Annotated in this window: 27 protein-coding genes; 7 read left to right on the plus strand and 20 right to left on the minus strand. The window is 46.4% G+C overall.

Translation table 11 applies throughout. From position 1 onward, the window contains the following. Positions 1–9: 9 nt before the first annotated feature. The gene (locus tag FYJ53_RS15675; RefSeq protein WP_148427391.1) at positions 10–654 is read left to right on the plus strand and encodes a TetR/AcrR family transcriptional regulator; all 645 of its coding nucleotides are present in this window, start codon (positions 10–12) and stop codon (positions 652–654) included. 49 nt (positions 655–703) lie between these two features. On the opposite strand, the gene FYJ53_RS21200 is transcribed toward FYJ53_RS15675, so the two are convergent. The 3 genes from FYJ53_RS21200 to FYJ53_RS15685 form a co-directional block, all read right to left on the minus strand. Continuing rightward, positions 704–856 carry a hypothetical protein gene (locus tag FYJ53_RS21200; RefSeq protein ID WP_187367883.1) on the minus strand — a complete coding sequence of 51 codons (153 nt, stop codon included), beginning with the start codon at positions 854–856 and terminating at the stop codon, positions 704–706. Between the two features lie 11 nt (positions 857–867). Further along, the gene (locus FYJ53_RS15680) at positions 868–2,034 is read right to left on the minus strand and encodes a uroporphyrinogen decarboxylase family protein (RefSeq protein ID WP_227930099.1); all 1,167 of its coding nucleotides are present in this window, start codon (positions 2,032–2,034) and stop codon (positions 868–870) included. Between the two features lie 217 nt (positions 2,035–2,251). Then, positions 2,252–2,668 (minus strand): hypothetical protein, encoded by a 417-nt coding sequence (locus FYJ53_RS15685; protein ID WP_148427387.1) that lies wholly within the window; start codon positions 2,666–2,668, stop codon positions 2,252–2,254. Positions 2,669–2,937: 269 nt separating this feature from the next. Here FYJ53_RS15685 and FYJ53_RS15690 point away from each other — a divergent pair, with 269 nt between their 5' ends. From FYJ53_RS15690 to FYJ53_RS15700, 3 genes are read left to right on the plus strand one after another with little or no spacing between them, the layout of a single operon-like run. Next, positions 2,938–3,702 carry a hypothetical protein gene (locus FYJ53_RS15690; RefSeq protein ID WP_148427385.1) on the plus strand — a complete coding sequence of 255 codons (765 nt, stop codon included), beginning with the start codon at positions 2,938–2,940 and terminating at the stop codon, positions 3,700–3,702. A 9-nt stretch (positions 3,703–3,711) separates the two neighbouring features. Next, positions 3,712–5,073, plus strand: coding sequence for a sensor histidine kinase (locus FYJ53_RS15695; protein ID WP_148427383.1), 1,362 nt, complete (start codon positions 3,712–3,714; stop codon positions 5,071–5,073). A gap of 35 nt (positions 5,074–5,108) precedes the next feature. Beyond that, the gene (locus FYJ53_RS15700; RefSeq protein ID WP_148427381.1) at positions 5,109–5,840 is read left to right on the plus strand and encodes a LytTR family DNA-binding domain-containing protein; all 732 of its coding nucleotides are present in this window, start codon (positions 5,109–5,111) and stop codon (positions 5,838–5,840) included. Positions 5,841–5,892: 52 nt separating this feature from the next. Here FYJ53_RS15700 and FYJ53_RS15705 read toward each other — a convergent pair whose 3' ends face one another. The 7 genes from FYJ53_RS15705 to dnaX all read right to left on the minus strand — a co-directional run bounded on the left by FYJ53_RS15705 (position 5,893) and on the right by dnaX (position 11,761). Beyond that, positions 5,893–6,276, minus strand: a complete 384-nt coding sequence (locus FYJ53_RS15705; RefSeq protein WP_013379136.1) for a DUF948 domain-containing protein — start codon at positions 6,274–6,276, stop codon at positions 5,893–5,895. 16 nt (positions 6,277–6,292) lie between these two features. Further along, positions 6,293–6,778 (minus strand): YtxH domain-containing protein, encoded by a 486-nt coding sequence (locus tag FYJ53_RS15710; RefSeq protein WP_148427379.1) that lies wholly within the window; start codon positions 6,776–6,778, stop codon positions 6,293–6,295. Positions 6,779–6,892: 114 nt separating this feature from the next. After that, positions 6,893–7,159 (minus strand): HPr family phosphocarrier protein, encoded by a 267-nt coding sequence (locus FYJ53_RS15715; protein WP_013379134.1) that lies wholly within the window; start codon positions 7,157–7,159, stop codon positions 6,893–6,895. 19 nt (positions 7,160–7,178) lie between these two features. Further along, entirely contained in the window at positions 7,179–8,912 is a 1,734-nt protein-coding gene (gene ptsP, locus FYJ53_RS15720; protein ID WP_148427378.1) for a phosphoenolpyruvate--protein phosphotransferase, read from the minus strand. A 31-nt stretch (positions 8,913–8,943) separates the two neighbouring features. After that, on the minus strand, positions 8,944–9,543 hold the full coding sequence (gene recR, locus FYJ53_RS15725) for a recombination mediator RecR (protein ID WP_013379132.1): 600 nt from the start codon (positions 9,541–9,543) through the stop codon (positions 8,944–8,946). A 28-nt stretch (positions 9,544–9,571) separates the two neighbouring features. After that, a complete protein-coding gene (locus tag FYJ53_RS15730) occupies positions 9,572–9,922 on the minus strand; it encodes a YbaB/EbfC family nucleoid-associated protein (RefSeq protein WP_013379131.1) in 351 nt (116 codons plus the stop codon). Positions 9,923–10,048: 126 nt separating this feature from the next. After that, positions 10,049–11,761 carry a DNA polymerase III subunit gamma/tau gene (dnaX, locus tag FYJ53_RS15735; RefSeq protein ID WP_090410920.1) on the minus strand — a complete coding sequence of 571 codons (1,713 nt, stop codon included), beginning with the start codon at positions 11,759–11,761 and terminating at the stop codon, positions 10,049–10,051. Between the two features lie 137 nt (positions 11,762–11,898). Here dnaX and FYJ53_RS15740 point away from each other — a divergent pair, with 137 nt between their 5' ends. The 3 genes from FYJ53_RS15740 to FYJ53_RS15750 all read left to right on the plus strand — a co-directional run bounded on the left by FYJ53_RS15740 (position 11,899) and on the right by FYJ53_RS15750 (position 15,404). Then, on the plus strand, positions 11,899–12,813 hold the full coding sequence (locus FYJ53_RS15740) for a DMT family transporter (RefSeq protein WP_148427375.1): 915 nt from the start codon (positions 11,899–11,901) through the stop codon (positions 12,811–12,813). A 75-nt stretch (positions 12,814–12,888) separates the two neighbouring features. Beyond that, positions 12,889–14,562, plus strand: a complete 1,674-nt coding sequence (locus tag FYJ53_RS15745; protein ID WP_154557469.1) for a 2-oxoacid:acceptor oxidoreductase subunit alpha — start codon at positions 12,889–12,891, stop codon at positions 14,560–14,562. Next, positions 14,559–15,404, plus strand: a complete 846-nt coding sequence (locus FYJ53_RS15750; RefSeq protein WP_148427370.1) for a 2-oxoacid:ferredoxin oxidoreductase subunit beta — start codon at positions 14,559–14,561, stop codon at positions 15,402–15,404. Before FYJ53_RS15745 ends, FYJ53_RS15750 begins: the two co-directional genes overlap by 4 nt. Before the next feature lie 44 nt (positions 15,405–15,448). Here FYJ53_RS15750 and FYJ53_RS15755 read toward each other — a convergent pair whose 3' ends face one another. From FYJ53_RS15755 to cbiB, 10 genes are all read right to left on the minus strand, one after another. Further along, complete coding sequence (locus tag FYJ53_RS15755) at positions 15,449–15,937, minus strand: hypothetical protein (RefSeq protein ID WP_148427368.1); 489 nt, start codon at positions 15,935–15,937, stop codon at positions 15,449–15,451. A gap of 115 nt (positions 15,938–16,052) precedes the next feature. After that, on the minus strand, positions 16,053–19,037 hold the full coding sequence (locus FYJ53_RS15760) for a carboxypeptidase-like regulatory domain-containing protein (RefSeq protein ID WP_148427366.1): 2,985 nt from the start codon (positions 19,035–19,037) through the stop codon (positions 16,053–16,055). A gap of 82 nt (positions 19,038–19,119) precedes the next feature. After that, complete coding sequence (locus tag FYJ53_RS15765) at positions 19,120–19,521, minus strand: hypothetical protein (protein ID WP_154557470.1); 402 nt, start codon at positions 19,519–19,521, stop codon at positions 19,120–19,122. A gap of 12 nt (positions 19,522–19,533) precedes the next feature. Then, positions 19,534–20,646, minus strand: a complete 1,113-nt coding sequence (locus FYJ53_RS15770) for a radical SAM protein (protein ID WP_187367882.1) — start codon at positions 20,644–20,646, stop codon at positions 19,534–19,536. Positions 20,647–20,656: 10 nt separating this feature from the next. Continuing rightward, on the minus strand, positions 20,657–20,926 hold the full coding sequence (locus FYJ53_RS15775; protein WP_148427360.1) for a hypothetical protein: 270 nt from the start codon (positions 20,924–20,926) through the stop codon (positions 20,657–20,659). Positions 20,927–21,496: 570 nt separating this feature from the next. Continuing rightward, positions 21,497–22,420, minus strand: a complete 924-nt coding sequence (locus FYJ53_RS15780; protein ID WP_187367890.1) for a site-specific integrase — start codon at positions 22,418–22,420, stop codon at positions 21,497–21,499. 80 nt (positions 22,421–22,500) lie between these two features. Then, positions 22,501–23,013, minus strand: a complete 513-nt coding sequence (locus FYJ53_RS15785) for an SEC-C metal-binding domain-containing protein (RefSeq protein ID WP_148427553.1) — start codon at positions 23,011–23,013, stop codon at positions 22,501–22,503. Positions 23,014–23,103: 90 nt separating this feature from the next. Then, a complete protein-coding gene (gene cobU, locus FYJ53_RS15790; protein WP_090410904.1) occupies positions 23,104–23,658 on the minus strand; it encodes a bifunctional adenosylcobinamide kinase/adenosylcobinamide-phosphate guanylyltransferase in 555 nt (184 codons plus the stop codon). A 6-nt stretch (positions 23,659–23,664) separates the two neighbouring features. Continuing rightward, the gene (locus tag FYJ53_RS15795; RefSeq protein ID WP_148427555.1) at positions 23,665–24,714 is read right to left on the minus strand and encodes a histidinol-phosphate transaminase; all 1,050 of its coding nucleotides are present in this window, start codon (positions 24,712–24,714) and stop codon (positions 23,665–23,667) included. A gap of 11 nt (positions 24,715–24,725) precedes the next feature. Continuing rightward, positions 24,726–25,730, minus strand: a complete 1,005-nt coding sequence (gene cbiB, locus FYJ53_RS15800; RefSeq protein ID WP_090410901.1) for an adenosylcobinamide-phosphate synthase CbiB — start codon at positions 25,728–25,730, stop codon at positions 24,726–24,728. Position 25,731: the final 1 nt, after the last annotated feature.

Consider the following 25,731-nt stretch of genomic DNA (forward strand, 5'->3'; position numbering starts at 1 on the left):
GCGATAACTATGGCAATTAAACGAAAAGGAAATCTCACAAAAGAAAAGATTCTGCATTTTGCAAAGGATGCATTTTATCAGAACGGCTATCACGCCACACAGCTAAAATCCATTGCGGCACTGGCGGATCTGAGCCTCGGCAACTTAAACTACTACTTCAAAAAGAAGGACGACCTTGTCGAGGAAATCTATCGGCAATTCTTTACTGATATTTACCATTTTATTAAAAAAAGCGCAGTGATAAACCCGTTGGAACAGTTCTGCCTCTTTCAGTTTATGGTTTATACCATTGTTCTTACCGACGAACACAACAAGCGCTTTTACTGCGAAATCATCCAGGATAAGTCAAATTACCGGGTGATGCACGGGCTCATGCGTGAAAAATACCACGAAATGCTGGATGCCCTTGGCAGCAGCCCCGAGCACCTCGACTTTGAAATCATCCTTCTGGCGGAGTTTGGGACACGGCGCGAAATCTTTTTAAACTTTTTTGCTGGCGACCTGCATCTGACCCTTGATCAGCTTGTCTATTACCTGATCCGGAACACCTGTAAAAACCTGGAGGTTCCCCCCTCCGTTTTTGAAAACCTGATGACCTTTTCCCATCACTTTATAGCCGAAAAAGATTTTTCCCACTTAAAATTCCTTGCATAAACAAAACGCCTGCACTGTTCACAGGCGTTTTTTCATTCACTCCACTGCCCTACATCAGTGACAGAAACAAGACAAATCCTGCCAACAACCCATCCCTTGCTGCATCATCCGGCAAAAAATCAAGCATTGGCTTTAACGCTTCCACGCCGTCCGGATATTTGGTATAGTCCATCTCTTTTATATTTTCTTTATGATCAGCCATTTTTCTCTCCTTTATTGATATTGGTGCACAAACTCACTGACAGCCAGCAGATTTTCACGGTTACAGTCCTTTGGATGTGATGTGAACTTATTGGTACACAGCACCAGACCGCCATCCCTTCCAACTTCATCAATCACGCGTTTAGCGTAATCAATGCATTCCTGTTTTGTTCCTCTGGCGATGAGGGATACCGGCAGACCTCCCCACAGGCACAGGTTTGGGAGGCGTTTCCGCGTCTCAAAAATATCATCCATCTCAACATAAAAGCAAAAATGCCCCTTTGGCAGCTCCTGCAGGTATTCGGCCACATGCTTGAAGGAACCCTCACTCAAAACAAACATTGTATTGTCCGTCTCCACGATTTTATCGGCCAGTTCCTTAAACTGCGGCCAGAAGAATTTTTCAAACTGCTTTGGATTGATCATGTTATCGCTCAGCATGATGGTAAACGCGGTAAAGGCGCTTGTCTTTGTGTCTGCGTGGGTAATGCCGTCAATTAAGTTTTTGACAAAAACATTGTGGTAGACCTCGTTAAAGGCCAGCACTTTTTCAGGTATTTTGCGAAGATCCCTCGACAGGCCCTTCATACCTCTCAAAAAATTATACAGCGCTTCAAAGGCTGGGTAAATCCTGGCGCCGTGTACGCTGTCCAGAATAGGTGGTACGCCGCATTCCTCTGCCAGGCGCTTATTGGTCTTTCCCATGGCCTGATCATAGGCGAGAAATTCTCCGAGAGTCCTCTGAATGGTCTCGAGGGGCATCCCTTCTTTAAAGTAAGTGTACTTTCTCGGAATAATATTTTCCCATAGTGTTTTTAAAGGGTTTTTTACAAATGCATCATAGTCATCCTCAAGAAAATGCGTCTGTTCCTTCAGCATCAGTGTGTTGTTCACATCGTCGATGCCATACTCAAAGTTCCCCAGGCTCCTTGTCATAATCAGAGGATTGCGGTCTCCAATATCCAGCAGCGTGTCAAACTGGTAGCGCTTTTGAAAATCAATGTTAGCGTCTTCAACTTTCTGTTGATCCATCAGGGCATCACTCAGAGTGTATCCAAGATCATAATACCGCCAAAAGGCATCGTTTGTGACAAAAGGAACTCTTTTAGGACGCTTTTTCATCCGTACCGCGTCATCGAATATCTCGATTCTTTCCTGAAAAGCTTTTGTTTGATCCATTTTTTCCACCTTCTCCATTGTATTTTATTTGAATTATATAATCATTTCCTAAAAAAATCAACATCTTTTTAGGAATTTAAGGATTGATTCATATTTTTTAGCCTATATTCCCCGTAAACAAAAAAGAAACTGAAGGCATCAGACCTTCAGTTTCCCAGGGACAGTCTCTTTTAAATTTAAGCCGCCGTACTTTTCAAGTGTGCTGTCCGGCCATTTTTTACAGGGACTGCACATTTTTCTGGGCTCCCCAGAAGTAAATAATACTGATCATAAGATCAACAAGGCAGCCAATGACTACCGTCAGGCCGCCGCTGATGTAAATAATAAGCGAAGCGGCCGCTAAGACGAGCAGCACTACGCCCATAACACGCAGGGCCTTGGCCTTTCCGGCTTTGTCGCAGTTTTTAACTGCCATGATGCCGAAAATAAGGTTAAAAACAGCGGTAACCACCAGGATAACACCCCCTAAGACCGCGGTAGTCCCGGAAGCCGCCAGATTACTGCCGCCTCCTGCGTTGACTCCCAAAGCTGCGATCCCGCCGCCAGCAAAGGCAAAAAAGGCCAGCAGAAGCTGCGCGATACCAAAAATAACTAAAATAATACCTGAAAATTTTAAATATTTTTTTCCTTCCAAAATAACATCTCCTTTGTAATTATAACTTTATTATAGCAATTCAATTCTTTTTACTCAACGTATATGACAGTAATGTTCTTTCCACAATGGTAAAGATAAAATATCTCTTAACCAGCGTGTAAAACCGCCTGTTCTCTACCAAAGTCGTTCTGTTTTTACCGAAATCGTCTCTTTTTACCGAAATGAATCTTATTTTACTGTTATGCGGGTTGAACCCAATTCAGGGCTAACGTATACTTTTTATAGAGAATGGAGTAAATCAAAAGCAAATGAACCGATCTGAAAGCTTTAAAGCACTCCTTGAGGAAACTGAAAATATTTTAGAAAAACGGATGAATCCTCAGGGTGCCCGTAATACCTACCGCACCTATCGGCTCCACTGCGTCAGCTTTATTAAGTGGATTGCTGAAAATTACAATTGTACCACGCTTGCGGAGACGAAAGCGTATGTAACGCCGTGGCTCCAAAGCCGGGCAAAGCTAAGTAAAAACACCCGCATGGTGGACGCCAGCGCGCTGGCAAAGCTCTATGGCCAGGCGCGGCAATGCTTTTTACTGGATTCACCCTATATCCAGAGCCCCAGCCCCAGCACACTGCGCATTTTCTGCATGTCCACCGGGCTGGTCGGTCATGAGCTCGTCCACCTGAAAAAGAACTGTCTGGTGCGTTTTAACCACCAGTACTTTATCCGGCTGGAAATGCCGGGTGAGCTCCGCATGGTGCCAGTTGTCGATAACCGCGAAGCCGTCACCCGCATCATTGAAGGATGCAGCTCTGAGCCACTGTGGACAGCCCTGCCGGACTGCTTTGACTACGAGGCAGCGCGGGACCATTACATTGTGAGGCTTTACAAAAAGCTGGCGCGGCCTGTGCAAAGCCTGGCTGAGAGCGAGCGGTACTGCCTTCACAGCACAGCAGATGTCCTTGACAAACGCGCGCTGTTCGGGGTGGCCCAGTCAACCGGGATTTATGACTACCGGGCTCTGGCCCGAAAAATAGGCTGTCTGCCAGAACTGAACAGAACAAAACCATAAGAGGTATTTATGTACTTATTTTATAATGTCGCCCTTCCCTTTGCCGTCATGGCAGGCCTGGGCTTTAGCGTGTTTAACAAAAAGCTGCGGCTGTCCGACAAAAGAGAAATCCTGCTGACGGCGGCGGCAGTGATCATCAGTGTTATTCTGGACAAAGTGGTTACCATCCTCCATGCGACTGTGCTGCTCTCAGAACCATTTCTGATTGCACTGATTTTTCTTTACTACCATCTGGTTTTTCATCCCTCTGTTTATGAAACGGCCTTTGCCTTTTTCGTACTTGAGAGCTATGTGCATATTGTTTCTTTTTTCAGCAATATCCTGGCAGGCGCACTATCCACATCTCTCACAGCCATCGGCGCCAGCAGCCGCTTTCTCTTATGCTATGTGTTTGTGCTGGCGGTCACCCTGCCGCTTATGGTTTTCTTTGTGAAGCGGTTTATCAAGAGGCTCATTGAGGCCGCCTCCGGCATGCCCGCTGTATTCTGGAATTACCTCTGGGGCGTTCCGTTTGCTTTCTACCTCGTCACAACCATGAAGGTTTTCCAGAGACAGGCCTTTCCGGAAGAGCTCACACAGCTCAGTATTCTGGTTTCCATCGCCTGGGTCATCGGCATCTTTGCAGTCAATATCCTGGTGATCCGGATGGCTCTTGAAATCATCCAGCTGACCAGGGATCATGCGCAGCTTGAGCTGGCGTCCCGCCTTGTGGAAAAGGAAAAAGACCAGTACCGGCGCATTAAAAGGGATATTGAAGCCACCTCTAAGCTCCGCCATGACATGCGCCATCATCTGATGGGACTGGAGGGCTATCTTGAAAAGAACGATACCGACGGGGCGCGGGGATACCTGAGAAAGATTACGAGTGAGGCAGCGCCGGACGAAAAGGTCATCCTCTGTGATAACTGCGCTATCAATGCCATCGCCTGCCATTTTTTTGAGCGTGCAAGGCTGTGCGGCGCTGAGGTCTCCAGCACCCTGCTGATTCCAGACACTCTGCCCGATTCCGAAAACGACCTGTGCGTTATCCTCGGCAACCTGATCGAAAACGCGGTGGAAGCCTGCGAGCGCCAGCAGGACGGCGCGCGTTTTGTCCATGTCACCGCCAGCTTTACCAGCAAAAGAGACTTCTGTATAATGGTCGAAAACAGCTTTGACCACGAAATCCAGTACGATAAAAACGGAAACTGCCTTTCCTCCAAGCGCATCACAAGCGCCGCCCAGGAGGGGGGCATCGGGCTTTTATCCATTGACAGCATTGTAAAAAAATATAACGGCACGCTCCGCAGGGAAATTGAAAAGAACACCTACAAGGTTCTGATTCTGCTGGAACTGGAGTCCGGCCAGCAGCCCTCATACGAGAGCTTATGACATGACAGCTTAACACAAAGAGAGGAGGCGGCAATTTGAATATTGCCATTATCGACGATTTAAAAGAGGACGGTCTGCTTCTCTGCGCTTATCTGAAGCAGTATTGTGACGAAAACAAAACACTCGCAAATATTAAAAATTTTGAAAGAGCCAGTGATTTCCTGGCCTGTTTTATCCCACAGGTCTACGACCTGATCTTTGTGGATATTTATATGGAGGGCATGAATGGCATTGAGCTGGCCCAAAAGATACGGGAAGCCGACAAGGACTGCATCCTGATTTTCTCAACCACCAGCACCGAGCACACCCACGCGCTGGCGGGTTACAAGGTACGCGCAGCCGACTACCTCATCAAGCCCTATGATTATAATACCTTTTTTGAAACCATGCAGCGCTGCGGCGCTTCTATCCTTGAGAAAAACCATTTTATCGAAGTGAAGCAGAGCCGCAGAATCATCAAAATTCTGATCCGCAGCATCCTTTATACGGATTACTCCAATCATTATATCTATATCTATACCAAAACAGGAACCGTCAAAACCTATATGCCCTTTAAGGCCTTTTCTGAAATGCTCCTTCCCTACTCCAACTTTATCTGCTGCTACCGCAACTGCATGGTCAATCTGGATGAGGTCGATTTTATGGAGAACCGGGATTTTATCATGAGCAACGGTGAAAGAATTGCGATTTCCAAATCGGCGTACAAGGAGATTGCCGCGAACTACCGGAACTACCAGTTTGAAAAAATAAACCGTCTTAAAAGATAAAAAACCCCGGGCTGTAACAAAACGTTACATCCCGGGGGCTCTTTTTATTGAATCAAACTTTTTTAATCTTTTTTTCCTTCTTATTCGCCGCGCGTGCCTCACCCTTGCTGATGACCTGCATCACCTTGGCGATTTTGGCAAAAGCGCCGACTAACGGGTCCACCACATCCGATTTCAGATGGTTGACAGAATCCTCTACGCCGCCCAGCATATCGTTGGCCTTGTTTGTCATGTCATCGGCATTCTGCGTAATGCTGTCCACATTGTCCATAATATTATGGATCTGCGCGCGGTTTTCATCCATCAGCTTGGCTGTGGTTTCCAGGGTCGCACCCAGGTTTTTAAAAACCTTAATTAGATAAACCGTCCCAAACACAAAGGCAATGGCAATAATCAGGACCGCCAGCTCCCATATACTAAAACTTACAGTCATCATTTAACGGATACCAGTCCTAGTTCTTTGCAACGTCTTTGGCGGCGTCTTTAACACTGTCGATGGTGTCAGAAGCCTTGTCCGCTGCGTCAGCTGCTACGTCCTTGGCGTCGTCCGCCGCAGCCTTAGCCGCGTCGACGGTATCTTTGGCTGCATCGGCAACCGCTTCGCCATCTTCCTTCTGAAGGGCTTCCAGTTCTTCGTTTAATTCTTCGATATCCTGGTTCACTTCATCCTGGATTTCCTGGATTTTATTTTCAATCTGGTTTTTGTACTGGTTTACCTTATCGGTTACAGAATCGGTCATATCCTGCAGCTGTTCCTTCAGGTTTTCACCATACTCCACAGCCTGGTCATAAGCGTCACCAAATGTGTCCTGCGCACCGTCTTTAATCTTACGGCGTGTTTCTTCGCCGGAGCTTGGGGCAAGCAGAATACCTAAAGCACCACCAATGATTGTTCCGACGAACAATCCGCCTACAAAATAACCTTTGTTACAACTCATATTCTTTGTCCTCCTGGTTTTAAATCGTTTTTCATAGTAATATAATAATACCCCAAAAAGCTTAAATTGAACAGCCCTTTGAGGTATTATTGAAAATTTCTTTACTTTTTTTAATTACTTTTCACCAAAATTACTGTGCACCAGCTCGACCAGCGCATCCAGGGCATCCTGCTCGTCCTCGCCATCGGCTTCGATGGTGACCGTGGTTCCCTGCGCGATGCCGCCGGACATAATCCCCATGATGCTCTTGGCATTTAAACGCGCGTCACCCTTGACCACTTCAATTTTCGCTTTGTACTTACCAGCGGTCTGTACAAACATGGATGCCGGTCTTGCGTGCAGGCCGGTAGCGTTGGTAATGGTTACGACCTTACTGACCATTTTTCAGCTCACCACCTTACTAAACGATTTTAATGCCTAATTCTGCAATTTTTGCCTGAACCATTTCCTTGACTTCTTCGCCGGTTTCCAGGTTCAGGGCTTTTTCTGCAATGGCCTTTGCGTCTTCATAGCTGACACTGCGGATGATCTTCTTCACCTGCGGAATGGAGGAGGCGCTCATGGAGAACTCGTCCATACCCAGTCCCAGAAGGATCAGCGTTGCCATCGGATCACCGGCCATTTCGCCGCACATACCGGTGAACAGGCCTTCGCGGGCGTGGGAAGCGTCGATCACTGTCTTGACCAGGCGCAGGATCGCCGGATGCAGCGGATTGTACAGGTAGGAAACCTCCTGATTCATACGGTCTACCGCAAGTGTATACTGGCAAAGGTCATTGGTGCCGATGCTGAAGAAATCCACTTCCCTGGCAATGATGTCCGAGGTCACTGCTGCCGACGGGATTTCGATCATGACACCGACACGGATATTTTTGTCATAAGCCTGTCCCTTTTCGTCCAGCTCCTTCATACATTCTGCCAGAATGCCTTTGGCCTGACGCACCTCGGATACGCCGGAGATCATCGGGAACATGATCAGCGCGTTTCCAAAGGCAGAGGCTCTCAGAATCGCTCTCAGCTGTGTCTTGAACATGTCCACCTCGCGGAAGCATAAGCGGATGGCGCGGAAGCCCAGGAACGGGTTCATTTCCTCTTCCAGAGGCAGATACGGCAGCTTTTTGTCCCCGCCGATATCCAGTGTGCGGATGATAACCGGATCGCCGTCAAAGGATTCGATCACAGCCTTGTAAGCCTCGTACTGTTTTTCTTCATCCGGCATGGTGTCGCTGTTCATATATAAGAACTCCGTACGGTACAGGCCCACGCCGCGTCCGCCGTTTTTGTGCACGCCGTCGGTATCGTTCGGAGAGCCGATATTGCCGACCAGCTCTACCCTGTGTCCGTCGGTGGTGACCGCTTCCAGCTCCTTAAGCTCAGCCAGCTCTTTAATGTATGCCTGATAGTCTTCCTGCTGTTTTTTATATGCTGCCAGCTCGTCGTCGGTCGGATTGATCACCGCCTGTCCCTTTAAACCGTCAACCACAACGGTATCGCCGTTTTTTACAGCCGCGGTAATGTCACCCAAGCCCAAAACAGCCGGGATTTCCAGACTTCTCGCCATGATGGCGGTGTGGGAAGTGCGGCTGCCGATGTTGGTGGCAAAGCCTTTGACCCGTGCCTTATCCATCTGAGCGGTATCGGAGGGGGCCAGGTCATCGGCTACGATGATGGTGTCTTCATCCAGGCAGGAGATATCCACATTTTCAACCCCCATAACATTGTTGAGCACCCGGGTTCCCACATCGCGGATATCGGCGGCGCGCGCGCTGAAATAAGGATCGTCCATCATGTCAAACATTTCAAAAAAGCGGTCGGTGACGGTTTTAACCGCAAACTCCGCATTGACGCCGTTTGTGTTAATCTCAGCCGTGATGCTGTCCACAAATTCAGGGTCATCCAGAACCATGGCGTGGGCTTCAAAGATTTCTGCTTCTTCTTCACCCAGGTCACGGGCTGCTTTTTCTTTAATCTTTAAAATCTGCTCCTTGCTGTTTTCAAGGGCAGCCTGAAGGCGGGCAACCTCAGCCTCTGGATCGTCAACCTTTTTTTCGGTGACTTCCACTTCAACCTTGTCATATACAAATGCCTTTGCAATGGCAATACCAGGGGACGCAACAATTCCTTCTTTTAACATGAAAATATCCTCCACTTTCTATAAAGATTCTCTAAATCGTATTTCTACCTTCAAATGCTTTTATCAGTGTGATTTCGTCAATGTATTCCACATCGGCACCGATGGGAATGCCCTTGGCCAGGCGGGTAACCTTAACGCCCAGGGGACTGATGAGATTGCCCAGATACATGGCGGTCGCCTCACCCTCCGGGGTGGGGTTTGTGGCCATGATGACCTCCTCAATGTCATTTTCACCAATGCGCAGAAGCAGCTCCTTTGCCTTGATGTCCTGAGGCCCAATGCCCTCAAGGGGCGAGATAACGCCGTGCAGCACATGGTAAAGGCCGTTGTACTCTCTGGTCTTTTCAATGGCGAAAATATCCTTTGTGCTCTGCACCACGCAGATCACCCTGCGGTTCCGATTGGGGTCTGCGCACACATCACAGCGGTCACCGTCAGTGATGCTGAAGCACTCCGGACACAGCCGAATTTTATCTTTTACATTTAACAAGGCGTTTGACAGACCTTCAATCTCTTCTGCCGGAGCATCAATCAGATGAAAGGCCAGCCGCTGAGCGGTTTTTTCTCCAATACCCGGAAGCTTTCCAAGTTCAGTAACTAATCTCTCAATGGCCTTTGGATAAAAACCCATAATTCACCTCATATTCTGCTGTTTAAGCTTAAAATAATCCTGGAATGCCGCCGGTCAATTTGCCCATCTGGCTTTCGGTCATTTCTTCTACCTTTGACAGCGCTTCGTTGCAGGCTGCCATGATCAGGTCTTCCAGCATTTCAACATCGTCTTCATCTATAACATCAGGATCTATTTTTACAGATGTAACCATCTTCTTCCCTGAAACAGTCACTTTGACAGCGCCGCCGCCAGCGGTGGCTTCCACTTCTTTCTCTTCCAGCTCTGCCTGGGCTTTCAACATTTCGTCCTGCATTTTCTGGATTTGTTTCATCATATTATTCTTATTTCCCGGCATGCCTCCTGGCATTCCACCGGGCATTCTTCTACCACGACCCATTTTTACCTCCTAAAAATTTTTATCGTTTTAGACCAAAATATTATATCATTAAATTTTAATATTTCCATATAAATTTTTACATTTAATAAAAGCAGAAAGATATTTTACATAATTTCTGAAACAAGCCTATCCTTTTACCTCTACGACCTCCACGCTGTCGTCGTTGATGATGGATTTTGTCTTTTCAAGGATGGACATCTCATCATAATTTTTTTCCACAAGCTCAAGATCCAGCACGTACTGGTCCCCTCCCAGCTCACACAGCGTCTTCTTCACAAACTCAAACATGACCGGCAGCTTTAACATGCCCATTGCCGCCTGGCCGTCCTTGTCCGCGCTAAACCGGAGCGCCAGCTTTTTGTCCCCCTTGTGCGCCAGCTTACAGCACATCAGCGGTCTGACCAGCATCTGCTTCTGCTTCTGGCAGCTCCGGACCAGACCCGTGTACAGGTTATCGGTGTTGACGCCGCCATCGGCGGTTCGCACCTCTGCCGGAGGCGTTTCCTGCGCCGCCATATCCGCGCCGGAAGCGGGCAGTGCCGCCGTCTCCTTTGCGGATGAGACAGCTGTTGGTTCCCGGCCGGCTGCCCGCATTTCCTGAGCGCGGCTTTTTACCGCGTTATCCGCATGCTGGGGCGCTGCCTGCGCCGGTCTCGGCGGCATTCCCTGGACCGCGCCTGCCTGCCGCCCCTGCTGCCCAGCCGGTCTTTCCGGCTGCTCCTGCACCACGGTCTTCACCAGGCTGTCCGGATCGCAGAGCTTCAGAAGCGCCATCTCCACAATGACAGACGCCAGCCCGCTGTAGCGCAGCTTGTTCTTTTCCTCAATGAGGAAATCAATCATGCTGTAAAAACGCTGGTCGGGCACATCCTGTCCCACAGCAGCCAGGGCCTGGCTGGCACTCTCGGTAATGCCCAGTATCTCCTGGCTGGCAGCACCGGTGGTTTTAACGATGAGCACCTTGCGCAGGTAGTCGATGAGCTGGCCAAACACCAGCCCGCTGTCGCGGCCGGCTTCGCGCATGGCCTTAAATTTCAGCAGCACGCCGCCCTTGTCGCCGGCCACCACATCCTGCACCAGCCCGGCAATCTGATCCTCATCCACCATGCCCATAAAGGCCAGCACATCCTCGTAGGTGATGGTTTTATCCGCCTCTCGGATATCAATGACCTGATCCAGCAGACTCAGCGCGTCACGCATGGAGCTGTCCCCCCGGTAAGCAATAAAATCAATGGCCTCCCGGTCCATGGACACGCCGATGTCCTCCAGAATGTGCGCAATCTGCCCGGCGATCCGTTCCTGGGAGATCGGCTTGATGTCAAAGCGCTGGCACCTTGACAAAATCGTCATGGGGAGCTTGTTTGGCTCCGTGGTGGCTAAAATAAAGACGATGTGCTCCGGCGGCTCCTCCAGGGTTTTTAACAGGGCGTTAAAGGCTTCCTTTGTGAGCATGTGCACTTCATCAATGATGTATACCTTATACTTACCCATTGTAGGTGGATATTTCACCTTCTCACGGATTTCCCGTATTTCATCAACCCCGCGGTTGGACGCACCGTCGATTTCAATGATGTCCATAACGCCTGGCTTCTCAATGTTCAGGCAGGTGTCGCAGGCGTTGCAGGGATTGCCGTCCTCGTTGTGCTCACAGTTAATGGCCCGGGCAAATATCTTGGCGATGGATGTCTTGCCCGTTCCCCGGATTCCAGAGAACAAATAGGCATGCCCCACACGGCCCGATAATATTTGATTTTTTAAAATGCGCGTAACGTATTCCTGTCCCACAACACTGTCAAAATCCTGTGGGCGGTACCGTCTGTATAACGCTAAATATGCCATGATCTTCTCCTCTGTTTTTTCTTAACCTTATTATAATATAACGCGTGTTTTTTGTATAGGCCTTCCCTTTACTTGTCTGAATTTATCATGTATAATATTAAATAACAGCTGTATAAATATACATGAGAGGAAATGCTATGGAACACTCAAAAAAAATGAAAATTCTGGCAAAATGCGCTCTTTTCGGCGCTGCCATCATCTGGGGGAGCTCCTTCTTTGTGGTTAAAAATACCGTGGATATTTTTACACCCCACATGCTGCTGGGCTTCCGCTTTACCATCGGCTGTATTCTGCTGGCAGTTATTTTCCGCAAAAAGCTTAAGCTTCTGGACAAGGGCTATTTTATAAGCGGTGCCGTCATCGGCTTCTGCCTCTTTGCCGCCTACAGCCTCCAGACCATCGGCATCACCGATACCACTCCTGGAAAAAATGCCTTCTTAACCGCGATCTACTGCATTATCGTGCCCTTTTTATTCTGGGCGGTGGATAAATCCAAGCCGGATATTTACAACTACCTGGCCGCCATTATCTGCATTGTGGGCATTGGCCTAGTCTCCCTGACCGAGGGCTTTACCATTGGTTTTGGCGATGCCTTTACTCTGCTGGGCGGGCTGTGTTTTGCGGCGCACATGGTCGCCGTTGCCAAGCTGGGCCGTGACCGTGACCCCATCCTCATCACCATCCTGCAGTTTGGCTACGCGGCCATCTTTGCCTGGATTGTCGGCTTTGCTACTGAGTCCCTGCCCGCAGTATGGACCCTCGACAGCGTCCTCGGCCTTTTGTTTCTGGCCGTGTTCGCCACCGCGGTGGCCCTGCTGCTCCAAAACGTCGGGCAGAAATACACCCACCCCTCTGCCGCTGCCATCATCCTGAGCCTGGAATCCGTTTTCGGGGTTTTTTTCTCCGTCATCTTTTACGGCGAAGCCCTGACGCCCAAGCTGATCATCGGCTTTGTCCTGATCTTCATTGCCATCATCGTCTCAGAAACCAAGCTCTCCTTCCTGCGCAAGAAGGCGCCCGAGGGGGAGATGACTGAAAAAGCCTGCGAGTGAACTCGCGGGCTTTTTCTTTTTTCTTTTCTGGGTATAAGTATACTATTCTATGAGTATCCAGAAAGGAAAATTTCCATGTACAATTTATTGGTTGGCGGCGCAGCCGGTGACGGTATTGACACCATGGTGGCTGTGCTCGAAAAAGTTTTGAAAAAGTCGGGCTATTTTGTCTTTTCGGCCCGTGATTTCATGTCCCGTATCCGAGGCGGCCACAATTTCACACTGGTCCGCTTTGGCAAGACGCCCATCACCTCACATTCCCTCAAAGTAAACGGCATTGTTGCCATGGATGAGGAGACCATTTCCAGACACCAGGACGAGCTGGTGGACGGCGGGTTTATCCTGTGCGACATCGGCCTGAAAACCGATCATCCCCACGCATTAAAAATTGATATGCGTAAAAAAGCCAGCGAGCTTGGCAATCCGAAGGTTGCCGGCGTTATTGCCATGGGCGCAGTGCTCAGGCTCTTTGGTGAAACCTTAGAATCCGCCGAATCCGTTTTGAAGGATTCCATCAAGCCCGCGTTTCTTGAGATGAACCGCCAGGGGCTTCTGTTCGGCTACGACAGCGCAGAGGCCCGCTATAAACATCTGTCCTCAGGCTACAGCGATTACCTGCTGCTGAGCGGCAATGACGCCATCGCGCTGGGCGCACTGGCCGCAGGCCTCCGGTTCTATTCCGCTTATCCCATGTCCCCCTCCACCTCCATTCTCAACTACCTCGCCGATACCAGTGCGACGACCAGCGTGGTGGTGGAACAGGCAGAGGATGAGATCGCGGCTATAAACATGGCCATCGGCGCCTCCTACGCCGGTGCGCGCGCCATGACCGCCTCCGTGGGCGGCGGCTTCGCGTTAATGACCGAGGCTGTCGGCTTCTGCGGCATCGCCGAAATCCCACTGGTCATCGGCGATATTCAGCGCCCCGGCCCGGCCACCGGGCTGCCAACCCGCACCGAGCAGGCCGATCTGCGCTTCGCCATTGCCGCTGGCGCCGGAGATTTCCCGCACATGGTCATTGCTGTCAAAAACCAGGAGGACGCCTTTTACCAGACCGTTCGCGCCTTTAACCTGGCCGAAAAGTACCAGATGCCTGTGATTTTACTGAGCGACCAGTACCTGGCCGACGCCACAGCCACCGTGCTCCCCTTTGACCTGAACACGCTGGAAATCGAGCCTGTGGGTGCCGCCCTGACCGGCGCGCCCGAGGATTACCGCCGCTACCAGATCACCGAAAGCGGTATCTCACCGCGGCTCATCCCCGGCAAAACCAAGGCCATTGTCACTACCGACAGTGACGAGCATGACGAAATGGGCTACATCACCGAATCCGCTGAAATGCGCGACGCCATGGTCGAAAAACGCGCCCGAAAAATGGCCGCCCTGCGCTATGAGCTTGAGGAGCCTGACTTCCTGGGCGATAGGGACTTTAAGACCCTGCTCATCGGTTTTGGCTCCATGTGGGGGCCGCTGAAGGAAGCCGTGGAAATCCTCAACGAAAAAAATCCTTCCGGCTACGGGGCTCTGGTTTTCGGCGATGTTTTCCCACTGCCGCTGCAGGTGCTGCGCGGCTTTGCCGAACAGGCAGAAACCATCATCAACGTGGAACAGAACGCCACCGGTCAGCTGGCTGCCCTTCTTCGAGAAAAGGCCCTGCTGCGCTGTGACGCTTCCGTATTAAAATACGACGGCCGTCAGCTCTCCGGCGAAGAGATTGCCGACGCTGTCATGAAGGGAGAAAACAAATGAGTACCTATATCAAGCACGAAACCGCCTGGTGCCCCGGCTGCGGCAACTTTATGATCCTTGACACCCTAAAAAGCGTCCTGGAAGATCTGGATCTGCCCAATGACCAGGTGCTTCTGGCCGCCGGCATCGGCCAGGCCGCCAAAACCCCGCAGTACCTGAACGCCAATTCCTTCTGCGGGCTACACGGCCGCTCCCTTCCCGCAGCGCAGGCGGCAAAAATGGCCAATGACGATCTGACCGTCATCATCGACACCGGTGACGGTGACTCCTATGGCGAGGGCGGCAACCACTTTCTCCACGCCATCCGCCGAAATGTGGATATCACCCACTTTGTCCATGACAACCGCATCTACGGCCTGACCAAAGGGCAGATTTCCCCTACCACAGACGCCTGTACCGAACACAGCGTCAACAAAGTATGCAACCTCAACACCCCCTTCAACCCGCTGGCCATCGCACTGAGCGCAGGCGCCACCTTTGTGGCCCGCAGCTTCAGCGGCAATAAGGAGCATCTGGCCGAAATGATGAAGCGCGCCATCCGCCACAAGGGCTACGCTCTTTTAGACATACTCCAGCCCTGCGTCAGCTTCAATAAGGTCAATACCTTTAAATATTACAAAGAACATGTGGATATCTTGGACGAAAACCACCCCACAGACGACCGCATGGCCGCCCTGGAGCTGGCCCTGACCAACAGCGACCGGATTCCCATCGGTGTTTTCTATGAAAACAACCACCCTGCCTTTGCCGAAACCCACTCCGTGCTGTCCGCAGGGCCCGCCCTGGTGGACAGAGAGACCGATTTAGAAGGCATCACCGCGCTGATGAACGCCTTTGTGTGATCATAAAAACCCCGGGACGTAACGAAACGTGACGTCCCGGTTTTTTATGCGCGGTGGCGCTTAAGCCATTCGATCTCCACCAGCCGGGCTTCGCGCATCCGGCTCCTGATGGTTTCGTCGCTGTAGGGAACCCGGACCACCACGCCGTCATGGTAGGCAATTTGATGGTTAAAATCTTCAACGGCCCAAAAGCTCTCCCGGACTGAAAACCGGTTGACATACAGAGGCCCCTCTCTGCGCTCAAAAACCATAAACGACAGACAGGGCTTTATGACAATCGGCAGCATAATCTTTTTTTCATCCCCGCCCGACAGCACCTCCCGCGCCATTTCACGGCAATGGTGCACGCTGATCATCAGATGCTTTAAAATCATTTCATAAAAACGCTCCAGATGCCCGTTAAAAAGAACCTGCTCGCCATCTGTGAAGGTAACGCGCACCTTGTTATCCGGGTAATCCACCACCTCCTCATAACAGGCAATCCGCCTTTCCAGAATGGCCGCGCGCTCTTCATAGGTGCACTCCTTTTTCATGTTCTTTACTCCTTTGTATTGTTAAAGTATTGACGATAAAAAAACCGAAAGCTATTATTTAGCTCTCGGTTTTTGAATGGGTCACTGAGTCTGCCCCATGTTTGATATTTTCAAATTAATTCTGAAAGCAACTTATACTAGCAACGACGCCATTCTTAAAATACAAGCTCAATTTATCTTCATTGTTTCTTTTATTTTGATATCGATAATAAACAGATCCATCAGAATTTACCTTTTTTTCAATTTGATTCCAATCTAATACTAACTCTCTTACTGTTTCTGCTTCAGGATACCCGTACTTAATGCCATTAATTACACAGTTGCATTTTCCATTTATATCTATAAAATCAATTATTTCATCTCGAAATGCTCCAAAAATTACACTGTCATTTTTGTATTCTATACTGCCATCTGTTGGATATGCATCCCGCATGCCTTCAAAATCTTTTATCGAGTTATAGATATTTTCCCCTAAATAATCCGTCAATTCTTTTTCATTTTCATCGACTTTAAGGTATTTTGCATTGTCAATCATTAAGTACTCTGGAGAATGGCTCGCTTCCACATCGAAACCATGTGCTGCGTTTTTAGGATAAATCGTTCCAAAAACAGAGGTCTTTAAATCATAGGTGCATTCACCACTGTAGTCTATATTGCTGTTTACAAAACGATAGTAACCATCCGATAAAATATATTTTGATTGTCCACCTTCACTTCTCCAGGTTCCTGTAATTTTATTTGTAAATTCTGTTTTAATATCATTTTTTCCTAATAGTATCTCTAAATTTGTTGTCTGGCCATCTGTAATACTGACATTTTTTTCAGATGTTTTATAACCTTCTTTTGTTGCTTTTATTATGTAATCCCCAGGTACTAAACCATCGTATGAGAAATTCCCTTCAGAATTTGATGTTAGATTAAGTATACAGTCACCATTCGAATCAAACACTTCAATTTTTGTATCACCTATCGGTAATTCATTATTATACTCATATACGTAACCATTGATTTCTCCATATCGTATCATTCTCCATGTTGCTTCTCCAAATACATTGCCGACTGGCGTTGATGCAAAGTTCATCCAATGAAAATGGTCTTGCGCATTGGCGTAATTAACCGCTTGTCCTGCAGTTTCATTTTTGACAAGTCGATTAACTGCATCAACAATATAATCATCTCCTTTTTGCGCATCCGCTTCTCCTGTAAATGCTATAATTGAAGAAACTCCTTTTGTTAACAATACATCTACTAATGGATGAGATGGATCTTTTGAGCTATTGCCACCTGTATAACAAGATCCAAAATACCATAAAGTATCATTCGTAAAGCTATTATCTTCATAATAGTAATCCCAAAATTGAGGTTTCACACATATACGTACCTTTTGATCGTGCATTTTATCGGTCTTGCCTGCCAATTCTTTTCCAAAAACCGTATGATTATTTGCTGTCCCAACAGCATCTTGCCTGAATTGTTCAAAATTCTTTTCATTAACTTTACCATTTTTTTCAATATCAATCTGTTCATTTTGAGTATTTTGAGTATCAATAATAGTTCCAATTGCCAAAATACCATTTTCACCACCATGACCAGCCCAGAAAATAATAGAATAATCATCAAGATGTTTTAACGAGTCTAAGGTCACAGATTCATTCGACATCTCATTTGTATATTCATATTCTTCATGATTATCTGCTAAAAATTTTGCCAAATGATTCTGGTTATCTTTGTTTTGGTCAGGGGAAGTGCTGATACTCACAATTTTTTTGGTTTCTTCTCGCTTATCAGCATCTTCTATCACAAGCATTGCAGCACTTTCCGCTTCAGCTATTTGTATATTTGGGGTAGAATTGGACTCTACAGGCTCATCACCAGATGAACCACTCCATGTTTCATCATATAAATAATATTCACCAAATGTTTTAAGTGTGACAACTATTTCATGCTCTTGTTGTTTCCAATTCTGTATTTTATCTTCTTTTTTAAGTTTCTCTAATCCTTTAGTAATTGCGTTATGATATTGGCTTTTTGCTTCTTCTGTTAAAATACTGTCACTATCGAAATCTGCCTCAATTTTTTCTAATAATGCACTAACACAAACTGAGCTGTAGTAAGCGTCTTTGACATCTGCATCGTCATAAAAATGTATAGTAACAGCGTTGCTTTTTTTATTGTTAAAAACCACCTGATAAGTTTTGTCCGCTCTGTTATCATTCGTCACATTAGACGTTAATGTATAGCTTCCATCATCTCCATTTTTTTCAAATTCACCTAGCACTTTACCTGTATCATCTACTAATGTAAATGCATTTTCTATTGACAAATTCGTATTTAAGGAAAAATGTACAAGTGTCGTTTCACCAACAGGAGCGTACTGAATATCTGATTCCAATGTCATTCCAGCGGGCTGCTCCGGTTTTGTATAGATTACTCTAGCTTTTAGCTCTATGATTTTGTCAGCATATGTAATCTGTTTTGTCGCCTCAAAGGACAGTAAGTTTTCTTCTGCGTGCACATCATTTGTATACAGGCCAATCGCAGAAGTTGCTAAGCATAAACAGATAAAAACTGGCAGAATATTTTTTATCCGTTTTCTAAAGAAGATCAATAAAGAAATAACGATGATTGCAAGGATCACAATAACTCCAGTTAAAGAATCTTTTGACAAGCCCGTATTTGGAGTATTCGAAGTAGTGGTCATATTTTTTGTCGTTCCATTACCTTCTGGGGAATTCGTTAAATTTTTATCGTTATTGTTATTATCCGATGGTATGTTCCCATTTACAGGCACAAACTCTGTTTCAACGGCTAAGCTTTCGCCTGCTTCAAGAATGTCTGCTGTTTGGTCCGAAGTCATGCCGTCCTTTAAAACAAAGCCTTCTGGTACAAAAGACTCTAGCTTTATATTTTTAACTGAAAAATCATTATTATTGATTAATTTAATGTTTACTTTTATACTGTCTCCCTGGGCGTAAACCTGTTTATCAGGCGTAATCGTTACATTCAGACCATCCTGACTTTTATCTGCTGCAAATGCAGTTGATGGAATCAACATCAATAGCAACAACAACAAACCTAAAACAAAACATTTCTTTTTCATTTTTTACCTCACTCAAAAAATAATTATTTAAAATCAACTATCTGTCTTTAAACTAATAGATTAATGCCAGAAACCTAAGTTCTTATTTAAATAACTTCTTCCAATCGTTATATTCATCATAAAACTTTCGTGCACCTGCCTCTTCCCACTGTTCATCTGAACATACTTGTCCGCTATTATTTTTTCTAAAATCACGCGGTATTTCCTGATAAATTTTCCATTCAAAAAATTCAAAACACCATCTTCTGCTTTTAGCACCGACAAATCTCCATGTATTATTATCAAAAATATACCATTCTTTTTTAATCATCTTTCCGTTACTATAGACATTTTTTATATAAATAAACGGCTTTTTCTGTGGCCATCTCAAAATACAATTCTTTCCGTCTCCTCCCGCTCTAGGACAGGGTTCTCCAAATTGTTCTTCAAAAATTTTTCTTGCTTTATCTTCTTTTCCCATCCACATTTGTCCCCAAAAACCCATTTTAGTCACCTTTTACTTTAATAATTTGTTAATTGTTTTTTCTACAAAATCTTTTCTCATTGAAGCCACTTTACAGAAAAAGGGATCAACTTCTTCTTCATTTCCCGATGCAAGGGCAAAATTAGCTACACATTGCTCACAAAATCTAATATCGTCACAGGAACGACATTTGTAACGACTGCTCGATTTCTTATCTACAAATTCTTTTTGCAAGTACTGCCACCCTTCATCAAAGTTTCCTTTTCGTAAGTCGTATTTACGATACGATGCACGGACACATCCCTGCATTTTGTAGTCTGATGTTATAAAAACATGTTGATTTGCAATAGAACAGGGATATAAATAGCCTTGGTTAAAACGTTGCTCTGTTCTTTGCGGTCGCATATTAATTTCACCTGAAATCAGTTCCTTTGCTACATTTTCCCAAAAACATCTTCGTCCATCATCCTTTATATCAAATTCAAAAGCCTCTTCGGGTTCTAATCTTAATTTCATTGGCTCTGTCGAGCCGTCACTCATAGGATGGACATCCAAAATAATGACCATTGGCACACCTAACCGATTGCCAAATTCACGAACTTTGTATATCTCGTCAATATTGTGCTTCATAGCAATAAATTTCAATTCATATTTAATATTATTTTTTTGTAATAGTTCCAACGCAGCCATAAACTTTTTAAAGCTTCCTTTGACTCCAGTTATTTTTTCATATGATTCTTCGCTATACCCATACATTGAAGTGCTAACTACTTCAACCGGATATTCCAAAAATAAATCAATATGTTTTTGAGCTAACATTGTAATATTTGAAAGCAATGATATTAAAACACCTTTTTTCTTTGCATAAACAAATAACTCTTCAAAATCGGGGCGAGTAAATATTTCTCCTCCTGTAAAATAAGCATCTAACAGACCTTTGCTCACTAATATATCAAAAATATCCTTAAACTCCTCAGTTGACATATCCTTATGATTTCTATCTGGTTTGGCGTAACAATGAATACAATTCAGATTACATTTTGCTGTCAATTCAAAGCCAGCAGTAAAGGGAGCCCGAATATTTTCAAAATGCCCATCTATAAAGTCATTCATTAACTCAGAATGTATACAGTAATTATCACTCATGCTTTCACCTTTAAAATTCATAAATTAATTTCATTGTAATTAACTGATCAATGAAATACTTGACAGCGTTTTCTTCGGAAGATTTTTCAGCAAGGCTATAAATTTTGCATATACTTTCTGATAATGTTTCCTTATTAGTACATCGTTCAGCATTTTTCCATATCGTTGCAGCAACCTGATTTAAAAATATCGGTTCATTGCTTGCATCATTAAAACATATCGGCATCAATATTACCTTTTCATATATTTCTCTTAACACAAAATTAGTATTCTTTCTCATTTTTGACCTCTTATTTTGGGTTAATGAACTGCATCACTACAGTTCATTAACCATCTTCTGTTAACAAAAACTACTTCCCTTCATAACAACATGAATTAAATGTGCAATGATAAGGATTTTCTGGCCCGTATGCCACTTCTCTTTGTGAACGCTCAAGTATTACCATTTGAGGATATTCAAATTTCATGCTTTGCTTATCTCCTTTCAATTTTTTATAATAATTAATTTAATTATTATCATTGATATCATACTTTATCCTGATATTATTTTTGAATAAGCCTTATCATATTACATATCCCTCACCCCGTAGATTTTTTTGCATATTCATTAAGTTAGGAACTTAACGATAAAAAGCATCAAAAAATAAAAAAAGACTTGCCACACTTTTTGCCACATATTGCAAGTTTTAATAAAACATGATAAAGTTATATAATCGAGAAGTATAAGATTTTATGACAATAAAATCTATAAAAACAATTGCAGAAAATCAAATTATTGAAAATTTTATTGAAAAGGGGAATTTTTTTGTAGTTAATTTATCGTTAAGTTCCTAACTTAACGACCTCTATTTTACCAGCATTGCGCCATTTTTTCCATCTGCGCTCTTTTATGCTCTGTGGCGCAATGTCCGTAGCAGCTCAGGGTAAAGGCAACGCTGCTGTGTCCCATGAGTTCGGACAGGGCCTGCATGTCAACGCCTGCTTCCAGGGCTCGGGTGGCAAAGGAATGACGGAGGCTGTGAAAGGTCACCAAAGGGTCGAGCTGGTGGCTTTTTTTTAATTCTGTAAAATAATATTGAATGGTCCGTGCGTCAATGGACTTTTTTTCTTTCCAAGAGATCAGTGGCTTCTGGATATCTTTTTGGGTGCTGTGTTTCAGATATTCTTTTAAAATTTCTTTTAGCGGCGCGTTCAGCGGGATATCCCGGCGGCTTTTTCCTGTTTTCAGCGCTGTCTTGACCACGTTTGTTTTGTCTTCTTCCGCTGTTTTTACCCGCTGGCGGCTGTACCGGACGCGCAAAACGCCTGCCTCCAGGTCCACATCTCCCACACTTAATCCCATCACTTCGCCCAGTCTCAGCCCTGCGCCTATGGATAAAAGGACAGCCATTGATTTCGCATTCAAATCTTTTTTCAGCGTCTCGCACAGTATTTTCTGCTCGCTTTGGGATAAAATCGGCTTTTCTCTGGTCTTCAGCACCGCCTTGGCAGTCTCTGGCACGGCTTCGATATAGCCGTGTGATTTGGCATCCTTCAGGATTTTAATCAGGTGTCCCTGTATGTCTCGAATCGTCTTTGGCGCGAGCTTTTCCTTTCTTTTTAAATGCTCCCTGAATTCCAGCATATGCTGATTACTGATGCTTACAAGCCTCTGGCTGCCCAAAAAAGGAATAATATGCGCCCGCTCATAGCTTTCATAGGTTTTTAAGCTTGTGGGCCGAACCGCCTGCTGCCGCTTTCCGATCCATTCTGCTAAGGTCATTTCTGCTTTCATTTCTCTTCCCCTGTAAAATTTATCTCTCATCTAAAAAACCCCGGGACGTAACCTTTCGTTACATCCCGGGGCCTTTATGCTTACGCGTTTCTACCGCAGCATTTTTTATATTTTTTACCGCTGCCGCATGGGCATGGGTCATTGCGTCCGACTTTTTCTTTTTTAACAACAGTGTTTCTTTCTCTGGAGGCTTTCATCAATTCCCGTTTTCTCTGGGCTGTCAGGATATCATCCCACTGCGGCAGCTCGTAGAGCCACTGGGCCGGTACGCCTACCATGTTATAGTACAGCTTTTCAAAGTCAATTTCCAGGCGCACCTGGGTATCGGCTTCCAGTTCTTCAAGGTTATCCAGACCCGATTTCAGGCTCTGGCTGATGCCGTCCATAAAGCCTGCCATCATCACGGGTGTAACATCGTATTTTTCTGCCAGCTCATTGATGGTTCCCTCTACAATATCCTGTTTTTTACCCAGGATATCTTCATAAAAAGCTGTTTCCTTAGTCAGATATTCATTCCAAAGCTCTTTATAGCCTTTTTCATCCTCCGTAGGATCAATGTCTGAGACCTCTTTCCATTCTTCATATAAACTCATGGTTTTCTCCTTCTGTTCCTGTTTTGCTCAAAATATTATATCGCATTCCCGGTTTTATTACAATTCCTGAATGACAAAAATCCGAGTCTTTTATTTCAATTTCATCGGAATCCCTGAAACGGTAAAGTAGACCTCATCAGCCCGGCAGGCCACGTACTGGTTCATCCTTCCGGAAATATCTCTGAAATAACTGCCGAGCTTATAGGAGGGCACAAGTCCCAGCCCCACTTCGTTTGAGACCATGAACAAATGCTTGTCTCTGCATACCTCCAGCAGGGTTTTGACCTGTTCCCGGATCTTATCCTCAACCTCTGCGATGGTGTCCATGCCGCAGTGATCATAATCCACATCGTAATCCAGCATGTTGTTGGTGATCATAACGGTCAGGCAGTCAAAGAGAATGACGTCGGCCTCCTGAAAGGCCGGGTCCTCGGCCATGACCTCGTAATCCTTATAGCGCTCGATGGTCGCCCACTCTGACGGACGCTGTTCCTGATGTCTTCGTATACGGTCTTTCATGCCGTCATCAAAGGCAATGGCTGTGGCAATGTAGGCGACCCTGCCGCCCACTTCCTTGACAGCCTTTTCTGCAAAACTGCTTTTGCCGCTTCGGGCTCCGCCGGTTACAAATACTAAGCTTCCCATTTTCTTTTATCCCCTTAAAATATTATTTAAAGCTGCGATCAGCTGGTCGTTATCCTCATGCCGCTTGATGGCCGCTCTGAAAAACTGGGTTTCAAGTCCCGCAAAATCCTCACAGGTCCGGATATTGATGTGCTGCTCAAGCAGCTCCTTCTGAAGTGTCTGCGCGCTTCTCCCCTCTACCTTATACAAATGGAAATCTGCGCCGCTCGGATATACCTGCAGACCAGGCAGACCGGACAAGGCATCGAAAACACGCTGCCGCTCAGTCTGAATGTAGTCCCGCGTTCGCTTCATATAGGCTTTGTCATCGTAGATACACATGGCGGCTTCCAGCGCCAGGGTATTGATGGTCCACGGCTCTTTGTAAGCCTCCATGGCCCGGATAAGCCCTGCTGAGCCAACGCCGTAGCCGATCCGCAGTCCCGGCACTCCAAAAAATTTGGTCAGGGAACGCAGCAGGAAAAGACGTCGGTCGGAGTGATTCACATATTCCAAGCAGGTTTCGATGCCTGAAAATTCGATAAAAGACTCATCAATGAACCAGATAATTTCAGGGTCCATCCGGTCCATGAGTTCCTTGATAAAAGCTTTGCTGTAAAGACGCCCTATCGGGTTGGTCGGATTGCAGAGATACACTGCCTCCGGATGGCATTCCTCTGCCAGCCGGATGAGTCTCTCTGGGTCCAGTGCAAAATCATCCTCTGGCGATAAGGTAAGCTCACAGACTTCGCCGCAGCCGTTCATGCTGAGCGCCCGGCGGTACTCGTTAAAGGTGGGCACTGGAATGAGCGCCCGCTCCGGGTGAACGCCCCTTGCAAAGAGATAGATCAGCTCAATGGCGCCGTTTCCCAGAATCACGTTTTCCGGGGCAGCGCCGATATCCTCCGCGATTTTATTCCGGGCTGTCTCGCCGGTGATCTCCGGGTATCTGCCAAGGTCGTCCAGAGCTGCTTCCAGCCTTTTTCTCAGTCCCTCCGGCATGCCCAGCGGGTTAATGTTAATGCTGAAATCCAGCACGTCTTTTCTGCCGCCTCGATATCCGCCATGTTTATTCATTCTTTTCCTCACTATGAAATAATATAAATCCCAAAGAAAATCAGGCTCATAAGAACCATCATCACGACTTCACTGGAAAACATAATGCTGATGGTGTCCTTGATGTCCTCATAGGCCAGGCTGCGCCCGGCATCGCCGATGGTTGGTTTTTCAAGGGTCTGTCCAAAATACAGGTTGGTGCCGCCCAGCTGAACGCCCAAAAGTCCGGCTACCACGGATTCCGGATGCCCCGAGTTTGGGCTTTTATGGTTTTTCCGGTCACGCGCGTAAATCCGCTGCCCCTCACTGACCCTATAGCCCAGGAACAGGCCCCCAATGAGCATAAACCAGCTTCCGATACGCGCGATGGCAAAGTTGGCGATATCGTCAATTTTGGCAGAAAAATAGCCAAAGTCCTTGTAGGGCTCCTGAACGTAGCCGACCATGGAATCCATGGTGTTGACGGCTTTGTACAGCATGGCCAGCAGCAACGGGTTGACAACGGGTACAAAAACCCATAGGACAACACCGATAAACATGTAGAAAATCGGCGCGAGTACTCCGTCAATGGTGTTTTCCGCAGTGGTTTCCACTGTCGCGCGGACAATGCCGCCCTCCTGGAGCTCCTGAGTATCCCGCCCCACAAGGTAGCCGACCATGGTGCGGGCCTTTGGTATATCCTTGCCCCGCAGGGCGTCATAGACCTTCATGACCTCCTCCTGCAGGCATTTCGCCGCGATGGTGGTGGATAAAAGGTAAAGGTTCACCACATAAAACAACACGATATTGAGCCGGTATGTGATATACTGCACTGCCAGGACAGCGGCGCCGGTAATCACGATTGTCAATATCCAGAGAATGAGACCCTTAAACTTTCTGGCCTTGCCCTTATTTAATTTTTTTGTTAAAAATCCAACCAGTTTTCCAATGTATACAATTGGATGGGGAATCCATGCCGGATCGCCGATCAGGCGGTCCAGCACCACTGCTCCCACAATCAGACAAAACCAAATGCCAGCGCTCATTCCTAAAAGCATC

Source organism: Eubacterium sp. BL-380-WT-2B, from assembly GCF_009696115.1.
In the GTDB taxonomy this organism is placed as follows: Bacteria; Bacillota; Clostridia; order Eubacteriales; family Eubacteriaceae; genus Eubacterium; species Eubacterium callanderi.

Excerpts from the sequence above, each read along its gene's own strand:
- FYJ53_RS21200 (WP_187367883.1), bottom strand. The coding sequence starts at position 856 with ATGGCTGATCATAAAGAAAATATAAAAGAGATGGACTATACCAAATAT.
- FYJ53_RS15765 (WP_154557470.1), bottom strand. The coding sequence starts at position 19,521 with ATGGGTTTTTGGGGACAAATGTGGATGGGAAAAGAAGATAAAGCAAGA.
- FYJ53_RS15705 (WP_013379136.1), bottom strand. The coding sequence starts at position 6,276 with ATGATGACTGTAAGTTTTAGTATATGGGAGCTGGCGGTCCTGATTATT.
- FYJ53_RS15785 (WP_148427553.1), bottom strand. The coding sequence starts at position 23,013 with ATGAGTTTATATGAAGAATGGAAAGAGGTCTCAGACATTGATCCTACG.
- ptsP (WP_148427378.1), bottom strand. The coding sequence starts at position 8,912 with ATGTTAAAAGAAGGAATTGTTGCGTCCCCTGGTATTGCCATTGCAAAG.
- FYJ53_RS15695 (WP_148427383.1), top strand. The coding sequence starts at position 3,712 with ATGTACTTATTTTATAATGTCGCCCTTCCCTTTGCCGTCATGGCAGGC.
- FYJ53_RS15740 (WP_148427375.1), top strand. The coding sequence starts at position 11,899 with ATGGAACACTCAAAAAAAATGAAAATTCTGGCAAAATGCGCTCTTTTC.
- FYJ53_RS15780 (WP_187367890.1), bottom strand. The coding sequence starts at position 22,420 with ATGAAAGCAGAAATGACCTTAGCAGAATGGATCGGAAAGCGGCAGCAG.
- cobU (WP_090410904.1), bottom strand. The coding sequence starts at position 23,658 with ATGGGAAGCTTAGTATTTGTAACCGGCGGAGCCCGAAGCGGCAAAAGC.
- FYJ53_RS15755 (WP_148427368.1), bottom strand. The coding sequence starts at position 15,937 with ATGAAAAAGGAGTGCACCTATGAAGAGCGCGCGGCCATTCTGGAAAGG.
- FYJ53_RS15760 (WP_148427366.1), bottom strand. The coding sequence starts at position 19,037 with ATGAAAAAGAAATGTTTTGTTTTAGGTTTGTTGTTGTTGCTATTGATG.
- FYJ53_RS15750 (WP_148427370.1), top strand. The coding sequence starts at position 14,559 with ATGAGTACCTATATCAAGCACGAAACCGCCTGGTGCCCCGGCTGCGGC.
- FYJ53_RS15675 (WP_148427391.1), top strand. The coding sequence starts at position 10 with ATGGCAATTAAACGAAAAGGAAATCTCACAAAAGAAAAGATTCTGCAT.
- FYJ53_RS15690 (WP_148427385.1), top strand. The coding sequence starts at position 2,938 with ATGAACCGATCTGAAAGCTTTAAAGCACTCCTTGAGGAAACTGAAAAT.
- FYJ53_RS15770 (WP_187367882.1), bottom strand. The coding sequence starts at position 20,646 with ATGAGTGATAATTACTGTATACATTCTGAGTTAATGAATGACTTTATA.
- FYJ53_RS15730 (WP_013379131.1), bottom strand. The coding sequence starts at position 9,922 with ATGGGTCGTGGTAGAAGAATGCCCGGTGGAATGCCAGGAGGCATGCCG.
- dnaX (WP_090410920.1), bottom strand. The coding sequence starts at position 11,761 with ATGGCATATTTAGCGTTATACAGACGGTACCGCCCACAGGATTTTGAC.
- FYJ53_RS15710 (WP_148427379.1), bottom strand. The coding sequence starts at position 6,778 with ATGAGTTGTAACAAAGGTTATTTTGTAGGCGGATTGTTCGTCGGAACA.
- FYJ53_RS15745 (WP_154557469.1), top strand. The coding sequence starts at position 12,889 with ATGTACAATTTATTGGTTGGCGGCGCAGCCGGTGACGGTATTGACACC.
- FYJ53_RS15775 (WP_148427360.1), bottom strand. The coding sequence starts at position 20,926 with ATGAGAAAGAATACTAATTTTGTGTTAAGAGAAATATATGAAAAGGTA.
- FYJ53_RS15715 (WP_013379134.1), bottom strand. The coding sequence starts at position 7,159 with ATGGTCAGTAAGGTCGTAACCATTACCAACGCTACCGGCCTGCACGCA.
- cbiB (WP_090410901.1), bottom strand. The coding sequence starts at position 25,730 with ATGCTTTTAGGAATGAGCGCTGGCATTTGGTTTTGTCTGATTGTGGGA.
- recR (WP_013379132.1), bottom strand. The coding sequence starts at position 9,543 with ATGGGTTTTTATCCAAAGGCCATTGAGAGATTAGTTACTGAACTTGGA.
- FYJ53_RS15795 (WP_148427555.1), bottom strand. The coding sequence starts at position 24,714 with ATGAATAAACATGGCGGATATCGAGGCGGCAGAAAAGACGTGCTGGAT.
- FYJ53_RS15680 (WP_227930099.1), bottom strand. The coding sequence starts at position 2,034 with ATGGATCAAACAAAAGCTTTTCAGGAAAGAATCGAGATATTCGATGAC.